The organism is Bacteroides sp. L10-4, assembly GCF_013373675.1.
Classification (GTDB): Bacteria; Bacteroidota; Bacteroidia; order Bacteroidales; family Bacteroidaceae; genus Bacteroides; species Bacteroides muris.
On record NZ_JABXJH010000035.1, the window covers coordinates 40,656 to 51,499 of the forward strand.

Genomic DNA, 10,844 nt, shown 5'->3' on the forward strand with positions numbered 1-10,844 from the left:
TTTTATGTCCGACCTTTGTTTACATGATAGATATTAAGGACATACAAGGCAATACCCGCTTTTCAACTGGTATCAATCCCGGTGCAAAAGGCAAGTTCTCTTTAATGAAAGAGGACTATGTCGTACTACCTTTTAATACTCTGTCCCCAGTCGATTTCCAAGTAGGTGATTACGTTGACTTGCGTGGGGTACTCGATGCCTCCATGGGCGGTAAATTGGCAAAAATCTATCAGATTGTAGATATTCCCTATCCGACCTACAAGAACGGAGGCTACTCCTATGAACTTCGTTTTGACGCTTACTATTTCAAGTGGAAAACAAAGATATTCAAGTACACCCCGGAGTACGGAGGACTGGAAGCGTCCTGGTCCCTTACCGCTTCACTGGATGTCCAGATGGGTGTATTCCTTCGCAATTTGAAAGCTCTTGGTTATAAATATGAGGGAAAAGACTTCGTGTTTTCCATTGACGATAGTGTCGAGAACTCCTCCAAATTGATGACCTATGACAATACCAACCTCATTGATGCTATGTTCAGCATGGCTGATAACTGGGGTTGTGATTGTTGGGTAACGGACCATGTCATCAACTTCGGACGCTGTGAGTTCTCCGACGCTGTTAAGATAGAACTGGATAAGGAAGCCAAGGACATGAGCCGGAGTGACAGCAAGGGTACTTATGCCACAAGAATCTATGCGTTCGGTTCAACAAGAAACATCCCTACCAACTATCGCCCGGTAGACCAGACCACTGTTGTCAACGGTATCGTCCAGAAGCGCCTTATGCTTCCGGCAGGCACTCCATACGTGGATGCCCACGAGGGCTTGACCGATTTGGAAGCCATTGAAGCCGTTGTTGTATTCGACGACGTCTATCCCAAACGGGTGGGTGAAATCACCGGTGTAAGCTCTTATGAGAGCGAGGTAGATAATGAAGATGATACAAAGACAAAAGTTACCTTCTACCGGTTCAAGGATTCAGGCATCAACTTCTCGAAGGAATACATCCTTGAAGGACAGGAACTCAAAATCAGGTTCGAATCCGGCAAGCTCAACGGCATGGAGTTCGGTGCTGCCTTTAACCCTCTTGGTCTGACCGAGAAGAACGACGACGGCACATGGAATCCTGATGCCCAGCTTTGGGAGATTGTACAGAATGAAGACTACGGCCGTTCCTTGCCGGATGAAGTGTTGTTCCCTTCAAAAGGTGACAAGTATGTACTGTCTGGTTGGAATGCCGAGAAGATAACCGAACTTGGGCTGGTGGCTGCTGCCGAAGAGGAACTGCTTGCCACTGCAAAGAAGTACGTGGCAAAGACCTGCATCGACGACGGCACCTATACGGCTACGCTCAACTCCATCTGGGTACACAAAGACCAAATAAATCACAGCTTTGACATAGGACAGCGCATCAACCTTGTCAATCCTGCCTACTTCAAGGACGGGCGCTTGTCCCGTGTCATCGGCTTTGAAATCAACCTCGACAAGCCTTACGATTCCCCGCAGTATACGATTGGCGAAAGCACCGCCTATTCCCGCCTTTCCGATATTGAAACGCAAGTCGAAGAGTTGACTTTTAAGGGACAGACCTTCACCGGTTCGGGAGGAAGCAACATCTATGTCATCAAGACCAACGACGCTACGGCCGCAAGCAACTTCAATGTATTCTCTGCTTTACGTACCCTAAGAATGTTCTTGAGAAAGGATGCAAGCGACGTAGCGGAGGAGGTTATCACATTCTTAAAAGGCCTTTTGATTGGCAAGAATGGCAGTGGTATTACCGTCCGTGAAGACGGTACTTCCCAAGCTGTCGTTGACCGTCTGTATGTGAAGATAAAGGCCGTCTTTGAAGAACTGCAGGTTAAGAAAGCCACCCATGTAGGCGGTGAACAGATAATCACCCATGCCGGTATGAAGTGCATCCGCGTGGAGGAACTGGAAGATGCCTACCGCTGCTATTTCCTTGCCGAGCAGGAAGGTGAAGCGATAGCAAACGAATTTAGTGTAGGCTCGCTGGCGCAAGCAAAGGAGTGCAACATCGTCGAAGGGACTACCCTGAACGCCTCCAACCGCTACTATTGGCGTGAGGTCATGGCTGTGGGGCGTGACTATATTGACTTATCCAAGGCCATCTGTGATGAAGGTAGTGATATCCCCCAAGCAGGTGACGATATTATAGGATTGGGCCACCGTACAGATGTAGACCTTCAAAGCGCAATCGTGCTATCGTCTACCAACGAGACATCCCCGTCTATAACTTTCTACACCGGCATTGACGACTTCAACCTAACGGGGAAAGATGTAATCTCCTTCGGTGTTGACAAATCCACCGGGCATGCCTACATGAAAGTGTACGGTACTTCCTATATCGGCGCCCGTGATGAGAGCACTTACATCAAGTACACACCGGAAGGTGGCGTAGAAATCAAAGGGCGATTCCTTACGATGGCCGGTGAGGACATCCTGACAATGTTCACTGTCATTGAAGGACTTATCAAGTCTGAAATCTCATCCGTGCGTGATGAAATCAATGCCCTGAACAATTACCTTAACAATGCGTCTTTTGCCGCTGACATGCAGTACTGGACCGGTAGCAGCAACATACGCATCTTCCGAGTTGACGGTCGGCTGCTGTACTTCAACAGTAACTTCTATGCGAACAAGGAATCTTTCGCCGATATAGTAAGCGAACGCGCAAAGAATGTGCTACGCCTTAAGAACAGCTATATCGAGCAGGTCAACTCAGACTTTTACCGCCATCCGGATTTTGAGACCTTCGACGAACTCAAGCGCCCCCGGCAGTTCACTATCTCTTTCAAGTATCTGGTGAAGCGCCCCGGCACTCTTGCCTTCCATTTCAAGAACGAGAACAAAGAAGGTTTTGAGGAATACACCCCGATTTCCTTTTCTAAGGACCTATATCCCAGTACTGAATTCAAACAGATGGAGATAACCGGTAAGTGGAACGGAACCGGTGATTTCCACATGTCTTTTACCGGTGACATGTACTTGTATGCACTTACGCTAACCGATGATGCTCTTGCTGACTTGCGCGAGGAATTCAATATGCGTTTTGAACTTACAGACAAGAAGATTCAGGCGAACCTTGACGAAATCAGAAGCACGGCAGGCAAGCTTGAAGAGTATCACAGTGAATTCCTGCTTACCGCGCGCAACCTTGAAGCGAAGTTCACGGAGGACCTGACGAATACTGAGAGTCGTATAACGCAAGAATACACCTCTGCTATCGACATCTCCGCCCGTGGTCTGAAAGCTGAATTCACGTCCGGTCTTGTAGGCCTTGAGACTGGAATTACCGAAGCATATAAGTCTGCTATTGACATATCGGCCCGCGGTCTTCGTGCAGACTTCAGTGCGTCCGTCTCTGACCTGGACGGCAAGCTGTTCGCCCATGCAGGCAGCTTTCATGTGACTGCCGAGAAGATAGAAAGTATGGTGACCGCCACAAACAGCCTGAAGGGTACCGTGGAACAGCATACCTCAGCCATCAGCCAGACGGCCAGCCGTATAGACCAGTTCGTGCAGAAGATAACCTTCGATTCCAAAGGTAACATTACCAATATCGACAAAGCCGGTTTAGTGACGGAGAGCAATATCGCCACCATGTTTGCGGAAAAGGTCGACCCCAACGGTGATATCGTCAGGCGTGCTCAAATCAGCGCGTTCATCACCGAAGGCGAAGCGGGCAGGTTGATATCCAATGCTACAATCGAGGCTGACCGGATAAACTTTACGGGAAAGACCATCATCAACGGCAGTTTCGTGGTCGATACAAACGGGCGTGTGACGATGAACGACATCACGGCAAACAACCTGACTCTAAAGGGCAGCATAACGGGCACGGATGCTACGTTGAACGGCATTACAGCTAATAATCTGACATTAAAAGGCAATATCTCAGGTATTGACGCCATCCTGAACGACATTACTGCCAATAACCTTACGTTGAAGGGCAACATTACCGGGGTGGGGGCTACACTGAATGATATCACCGCCAATAATCTTACCTTGAAAGGGAGTATAACGGGCAGGGATGCTGTCTTGAACGATATCACCGCGAACAACCTTACCCTGAAAGGTACCATATCCGGTGCCAATGCCACGCTTAACGATATCACAGCCAATAATCTTACGTTGAAAGGAAATATTTCCGGTGCCAACGCCATATTGAACGGCATCACCGTAAACGGAAAGATAAACGCCTCCAGCGGCCGGATAGGTGACTATCTATATCTGCATGGTAACGGTATATCCACCAACTCGAGAGCGTTCGTGACCGACCTTACAGATAGCACTACGCAATTCGAACTCAGCAAGAGCTACTATCTGCATGCGATAGCGTCGGACGGAGGAGCCAATAGCATCCTGATAAGGCCCTACCAGACTATGGAAGCGGGCACAGTCAAAGGGGTGGTAACCATCTCTGCAACCATTCCGGGGCGCAATAGGGCCATACACGTATCTTCCGGCGAGAGCTATTTCGGTGGTGATGTGATAGTGGGGAAGATGTATGCTCCGTCCTCCGGGACTCTGGAAATTGCCGGGCCGCTGAAGACGCAAGGTGTATACCGGAATACTGACGTGATACTCTCTTCGGTTACAAGGTACAGCATTAAGGCGACCGACCACACACTGCTTTTTTACGGTAACTGTACTATATCCCTTCCGTCCTCTTCTGACGGGCATGAGATATGGATAATGCCGAACGGGAATACCATCAGTTTTCCTTCTGGTACGTTCGCGAACTCTTCCAGGACGAATATCAACGGGCGTGAATGGCATGTGATAAAACGGGTTTTGGGGAATTGGTATCTGTCATGGATGAGTATATAGAATAATTAAAATAGAAAGTATGAAAATCAACTTTAAGAAAATCGAGGCCCAGACCTCATTCGAAGGCGCCAAGCAGACCTTCGACGTAGCCGAAACGGTCGGCAATGAAATGATGTACAACGGAAGTATCCTTCTGGATATAGGCTTTGAAGACTTGGCACGGGAAATCTACTACTCGAAAGATGCGGTGGAAATCCCGGAACAGTATTGCAAGGCTCTTGAACTTGTGGTGAAGAACTCGCGGCTCATAGCTGCCGTGAAACGTGCGGTAATTAACCAACTGAATGTCATCCAGCCATCTTAAATCAATTCTGAAAATTATGGTATTGGAATCAAATCAGTTCAACCAGCTTGTAGAGGAGGTGAAGAAAGCCCTTCTTGTCGGCTCCCAAGGTGTGGGCGATGTGGAGATTGTCGATTCGCTGGCCGATATCGTGAGCCTGCCCGCCCTCCGTCTTGCCGGTATGGAAGAATCGGTGGTCGAGGCACCGCTTGAGTTGCTGTCTGCCCCTGCTGAGGAAGCTGCTGAGGAAGTGCGCAAAGCCGAAGCGGAGCGTGTCATAGTGGAGAACGCACGCAAGGAAGCTGAGAAATCCCGTGAAACGGCTGAGACAAAGCGTGCTTCATCTGAAAGTACCCGCGCATCTGCTGAAACTACGCGTATCAATGCCGAAAAGGAACGTGTGACAGCCGAAGGTCTCAGGAAAACGGCAGAGACAGAGCGAGACAAAGCTGAAGCGGTCCGACAGACGTCTGAGACCGGACGGGCAACTGCCGAAACCGGCCGTGTTACTGCCGAAGGTAAACGTGTCAGCGCCGAGGAGGAACGTAAAAATGCTGAGACAGTGCGGGCCAACGCAGAGTCAACCCGACAGACAGCCGAAACGGGTCGTGTCAATGCTGAAACCGGTCGTGCTACAGCAGAAGGTAAGCGCGTTACTGCTGAGAATGCCCGAAGCACTGCTGAGGATACACGTAATAGTGCGGAAACTAACCGCCAAACAGCCGAAACCGGACGCGTAAATGCTGAAAGTACCCGTGTCACTGAATTTGCTGCCCTCAAGCAGGAATCGGAGACGGCTACTGCGAATGCTACTGATGCGGCAGAACATCCTACCTACATCGGTGCAGACCACTATGTATACCAATGGGATAAGAGCGCTAAAGAATACGTTAAGACGGATATCTATGTGAAAGGCAAGCCGGGAGATACATTCACCCTTCTTGGACGTTACGATACGCTTGATGCCTTAAAGACTGCTGTACCTGACGGGTCAAACATCACTGGCTTCTATTCCGTTGGAACTGCATTGCCTTATACATATTATGCCTGGTATAACGGTGATTGGCAAAGTCAAGGACAATTGCAAGGTCCAAAGGGCGATAAAGGCGAGAAGGGGGATACGGGAGCGCAAGGTCCTCAAGGCGTACAAGGTCCACAGGGCATGAAAGGTGATACCGGTGCCACAGGACCGCAAGGAGTAAAAGGTGATACTGGTGCTACCGGTCCTGCTGGTGCAAAAGGCGCCACTGGTGCACAAGGAATACAAGGTCCAAAGGGCGATAAAGGAGACAAAGGTGATACGGGTGCAAAAGGCGCTACCGGTGCTACTGGTGCCACGGGTGCAGCAGGTGCAAGTGCCAGTATTACCGGTGCTACTGCTACGGTTGACGCCAACATCGGTACGCCCTCCGTGACCGTTTCTCTCGGTGGTACCGCATTGGCCAGAACCTTTTCCTTTGCTTTCAAGAACCTGAAGGGTGCTACCGGAGCAAAAGGCGCTACGGGTGCTACCGGAGCTACTGGACCTAAAGGGGCGACTGGTGCGCAAGGACCACAAGGGCCGCAAGGTGTCGGTGACCCGACAGTCACCGGTGCGAATACGGTCACGACACTGGCCTCCCTGCCAATTTCCAAGAGAAGTATCACTGCAAGGTTGGGTTCTGCCACGAACATCAGCCTTGCTTCCGGAATGTCAGTGGGCAATGACTTGTATATCCGCTGCGTCGCATCGGCGGCATTCACACAGCCGATACCCAATACCGGCGCGTTCACTTCGATGTCCGGTACTTCAATCAGTGTTTCCGCTGGAGATATCTTTGAGATTAGTATCTGGTGCTATGCCGCTGGCGCCTATTCAATATCCGTAAAAACAAGGGACTAAGGTTTATGAGTGTATTAAAAAGACGAAGCAATAATATAAAGGACGGTCAGTATGTGATTGCATTCTCCGACAGTAGAGCCTTAATAGATATTTCCAAGGATTGTGGAATGACATGGACCAGAAGACAACCTTCCGACCTTCCTAATGTAAACGAATACTTTTTCAGCAACGATAGAACGAGGATTGCCATGTCCGGAGACGGCAGGCATATCTATTGCTCGTGCTATATGGCAAATGTGGGATTATTGCGTTCTACGGATTTTCTGGAGACGGCAGAACCTTTCAAGCCTGATAATTGCTATTCCGTGTACTCGATAGCCTGCAACGGCAGGGGGAATCTGGTCGCTATTGTGTGTCAGAATAGCAATAACAAATATGATTTGATGCTTTCCGGGGATTATGGGAAAACATGGCGGGTCTCTAATGGATTAAAAGACAATACCGTGCCTCTCATGGGGGTGGAAATGTCCCATTCCGGCAGATACGTAGTGGCATATGCGTCAAATTCTCCCTATTATACTACCCATGAGCTGTTTATATCTTCCGATTATGGAGAAACTTTCAGCAGTGAAATGTTCAGGGGGCCTATCACAAAGATTGCCATTTCCGGTGACGGCAAATACATGTTGTGTTGCTGCAACAGGGAGAGTTCATCAAAGTTATACTATGCCTATTATTCCGGGGATTATGGGAAGACGTGGACTAAAATTACCGATTCGAGTTTCTCTGCCCGTACATTGGCCATATCCTATGACGGGAAATATATGGTTATAGAGGGAGGGTACTCTTATTCCGGTGCACGTATATCCGCCGATTACGGAAAAACCTGGGCATTGAAGCATTCCGTTATTGGCAATAGCTTTGCTTTGGGGCTTTCGTCTGACGGAAAGTATGCGATAGCACAGGAAAGTTCTTCTCCGTATCGTATGTTCAAATCTTCGGATTATCTGGGCTCATTTACTGAAATAAATACGGCACCGCTTACATCAGGTATTAGAACGAATTACCGATTTATCATAATGAATAAAAATAGGCTTTAACAATAATGCAATATATACATATTTATTCAGAGGAGAAAGTTGTCCGTCTTGATTTTGAACTGGACGAAAACTATGAAGTGGGTACAACCTATGAGGATTACCTGGATGGAGCCTGGGTACCGTTGAATGCGGAACAGGAAGCATTTTACGAAGCCCATCCGGCAGCGTCTGCAAAGGAAATTCTCGAATGTGAATTAACCCCTCCCTATGAACCGACTTTGGAGGGTGTGAAGAGTGCGAAGGTCAATGAAATTGCTGTTTACGACGGGTCCGATGCCGTGAATTCCTTTACGCTTGGCGGCAAGCGGATGTGGCTTGACAAGGATACGCGGGTAGGACTGGTAAACTCAATTACTATCGAGCAGGCTGTGGGTAAGGAGACAACCGTGCTGTGGTATGATGCCGTGAAGTATGTAATCCCCATTCCTCTTGCCTTGCAGATGCTGGCCGCACTGGAACTGTATGCCCTGGAATGCTATAATGCCACGCAGGAACATCTGACCGCGGTTATGGGACTTGCTACGAAAGAGGAGGTCGGAGCGTATGATTACACTTCCGGTTATCCTGAAAAATTAGTGTTCAACCTTTAAATTGATAGCTTATGATTTACTTATGTTTTATGTCGCTGTTTTTGCTCACTATGTACATAATGTATGCGGTGAGAGTGTGCGGAGTGCCCTGGTCGCTCTCTGACACCTATTATCAACTGAAGAAACGGAACCGCTCGGCGTGGCTGTTTCAGGCGGCGATGGCCGTTCCTGCCATGCTGCTTATGCCGGTGTGGATTGAATGCTCATCGGAGAACCTGCAATGTTTGGCATTTCTTGCTTGCGGTGGGCTGATGTTCGTCGGGACAGCCCCGCTGTTCAAGGAGGAATTTCAGAGCAAAGTACATTATGCAGGGACAGTAATAGCCGGATTAGCTACAATTCTTTGGGTTTGTCTCTCCGGTATGTGGTACTTGCCTGCGGTTGCTTTCCCGATAGCCGTTGTTATCATGTTGAGATACCGGAAATGGCTGTTCTGGGCGGAGATGGCAGCGTTTGCTTGTGCTTATGTGGGGGTGCTTATAATTTGTATCGATTGTTAAACCGGGAGAAATGGAAATGAATGATTGGATTATGTTGGTGACCGCACTCGGTGGCATCGAGGGCATCAAGCAGCTTGTTAAGTGGTGGATGTCGCGCAAGACCAATGCGCGTATTGAGGATGCCCATGCGGATGTTGAGGAGTTCAAGGCTTTACGGGAGTACAACGAGTTCCTGCAGAAGCAGCTTTCGGAGAAGGAACAGCGGTTTGTGGAGCAGACTGACCGGCTCCGTAAGGTGCAGGATGAATTGTTTACACTGAAGGAGACTAATTCTGACCTGAAACTGGAACTGGCGCTTAAACGGTGTGAGAGGAAGAAATGCGGTGACAGAGAACCGCAAAACGGCTACTGATTCGCGGAAAGGAAGGTGTTTCACAACGACTCCCTTTCCCTTAATACTACACAACTTAAAGTTTAAACAAAGGCGTTTGCAAATATATTGTATTTTTATGTAAAACCAAAAATCAAGGAGGAAAATAAGAATGGTGAATGTGTATAAATTAGCGCCGTGGATTCTCAAATGGGAAGGCGGTTTCGTGAATGACCCGGCAGACCTTGGAGGTGCTACGAATATGGGTGTGACTATCGGTACGTGGAAGTCATGCGGCTATGACAAGGACGGTGACGGTGATATAGACGTGGATGACCTGCGTCTGCTTACCCGTGAGGATGTCGTTAACCGGGTGCTCAAGCCACATTATTGGGACAGATGGAAAGCTGACGAGATTAAATCGCAATCAGTTGCTAATATATTGGTTGATTGGGTGTGGGCATCCGGTGCACACGGAATAAAGATACCTCAACGCTTGCTTGGTGTTACTGTGGATGGAATAGTAGGTCCTAAGACCATTGCTGCGGTGAATGCCAGGAACCCGCGTGAGTTGTTCGACATGATTAAGATTGCACGGTTCGATTTCATCGAGGATATATGCCGTTCTCGTCCGGCGAACAATAAATTCAAACGGGGGTGGATGAACCGTATAAACGATTTGAGATTCGAGGAATGAAAAAGTTACCGTGGATATTAATTGTACTGCTGGCAATTGCTTGTATAGTGGTTTGGTTCCGTCCGCATGAGCAGCCTCCGGCTGAAGTTCGTGTAGAGACGAAGATAAAGACGGTTGTCAAGGTAGATACGATGCTTATCTCTGCACCGATGGCTGTGTTCTGGCGTTTCGTACCGGATGACACGACACGGATAGGTGATACCTTGCTCCATCGCCGACAAGTGGTATATAGAGACAGCTCGTATCGGGCTGTGGTGAGCGGATATGTAGACCCTCGGCTGGATAGTTTGCAGGTATTTCCTAAGACGGTGTATCAGACGGTGACGAATGACATCTATCATTCGGTGGTTGTTAAACCGAAGAAGAAGCGGTGGGGATTTGGTTTGCAGGCTGGGTATGGTTATCCGGATGGATGGTATGTTGGTGTTGGGGTGAGTTATAACCTTTTGCAGTGGTAGACTTTAATCTGAAGTCTGGGATTGAGTGAGAAAATGAAGGTGTAGAAATGATGTGTTTTTAAGTAATATCTATATCACTACTGTCCCATTAAAATCTGAAAAATTTCTTTGAAATTATTGAAATATAGTTAGTTACATGGATTTTTCGAGCGAACGGACTTGAAATTTTATCTTTGCGGTAGTTTTACTATGACCGCATATGTTTCAAGACAAGTTTGTATTTGCTCAGTT

9 protein-coding genes are annotated in these 10,844 nt (G+C 48.3%); all 9 read left to right on the forward strand.

Translation table 11 applies throughout. The features are described from left to right. The first annotated feature begins 23 nt into the window (after positions 1-23). The 9 genes from HU824_RS12140 (at position 24) to HU824_RS12180 (ending at position 10,613) form a co-directional block, all read left to right on the forward strand. Positions 24-4,853: a hypothetical protein gene (locus HU824_RS12140; protein WP_176468967.1), complete on the forward strand. Its 4,830-nt coding sequence runs from the start codon at positions 24-26 to the stop codon at positions 4,851-4,853. Positions 4,854-4,872: 19 nt separating this feature from the next. After that, positions 4,873-5,157 carry a hypothetical protein gene (locus tag HU824_RS12145; protein ID WP_008664647.1) on the forward strand — a complete coding sequence of 95 codons (285 nt, stop codon included), beginning with the start codon at positions 4,873-4,875 and terminating at the stop codon, positions 5,155-5,157. Positions 5,158-5,173: 16 nt separating this feature from the next. Further along, entirely contained in the window at positions 5,174-7,018 is a 1,845-nt protein-coding gene (locus tag HU824_RS12150) for a hypothetical protein (RefSeq protein ID WP_148356429.1), read from the forward strand. Positions 7,019-7,023: 5 nt separating this feature from the next. After that, positions 7,024-8,058: a sialidase family protein gene (locus tag HU824_RS12155; protein ID WP_176468968.1), complete on the forward strand. Its 1,035-nt coding sequence runs from the start codon at positions 7,024-7,026 to the stop codon at positions 8,056-8,058. Between the two features lie 5 nt (positions 8,059-8,063). Next, positions 8,064-8,648, forward strand: a complete 585-nt coding sequence (locus HU824_RS12160; protein ID WP_136010967.1) for a DUF4376 domain-containing protein — start codon at positions 8,064-8,066, stop codon at positions 8,646-8,648. A gap of 11 nt (positions 8,649-8,659) precedes the next feature. Beyond that, positions 8,660-9,148, forward strand: coding sequence for a hypothetical protein (locus HU824_RS12165; protein WP_005837078.1), 489 nt, complete (start codon positions 8,660-8,662; stop codon positions 9,146-9,148). A gap of 10 nt (positions 9,149-9,158) precedes the next feature. Further along, positions 9,159-9,500, forward strand: a complete 342-nt coding sequence (locus HU824_RS12170; RefSeq protein WP_061412130.1) for a hypothetical protein — start codon at positions 9,159-9,161, stop codon at positions 9,498-9,500. Between the two features lie 130 nt (positions 9,501-9,630). Then, complete coding sequence (locus HU824_RS12175) at positions 9,631-10,155, forward strand: glycoside hydrolase family 108 protein (RefSeq protein ID WP_136010966.1); 525 nt, start codon at positions 9,631-9,633, stop codon at positions 10,153-10,155. After that, complete coding sequence (locus HU824_RS12180) at positions 10,152-10,613, forward strand: DUF6808 domain-containing protein (protein ID WP_176468969.1); 462 nt, start codon at positions 10,152-10,154, stop codon at positions 10,611-10,613. The genes HU824_RS12175 and HU824_RS12180 overlap by 4 nt, the downstream gene beginning before the upstream one ends. Positions 10,614-10,844: the final 231 nt, after the last annotated feature.

Excerpts from the sequence above, each read along its gene's own strand:
- HU824_RS12140 (WP_176468967.1), top strand. The coding sequence starts at position 24 with ATGATAGATATTAAGGACATACAAGGCAATACCCGCTTTTCAACTGGT.
- HU824_RS12145 (WP_008664647.1), top strand. The coding sequence starts at position 4,873 with ATGAAAATCAACTTTAAGAAAATCGAGGCCCAGACCTCATTCGAAGGC.
- HU824_RS12150 (WP_148356429.1), top strand. The coding sequence starts at position 5,174 with ATGGTATTGGAATCAAATCAGTTCAACCAGCTTGTAGAGGAGGTGAAG.
- HU824_RS12155 (WP_176468968.1), top strand. The coding sequence starts at position 7,024 with ATGAGTGTATTAAAAAGACGAAGCAATAATATAAAGGACGGTCAGTAT.
- HU824_RS12160 (WP_136010967.1), top strand. The coding sequence starts at position 8,064 with ATGCAATATATACATATTTATTCAGAGGAGAAAGTTGTCCGTCTTGAT.
- HU824_RS12165 (WP_005837078.1), top strand. The coding sequence starts at position 8,660 with ATGATTTACTTATGTTTTATGTCGCTGTTTTTGCTCACTATGTACATA.
- HU824_RS12170 (WP_061412130.1), top strand. The coding sequence starts at position 9,159 with ATGGAAATGAATGATTGGATTATGTTGGTGACCGCACTCGGTGGCATC.
- HU824_RS12175 (WP_136010966.1), top strand. The coding sequence starts at position 9,631 with ATGGTGAATGTGTATAAATTAGCGCCGTGGATTCTCAAATGGGAAGGC.
- HU824_RS12180 (WP_176468969.1), top strand. The coding sequence starts at position 10,152 with ATGAAAAAGTTACCGTGGATATTAATTGTACTGCTGGCAATTGCTTGT.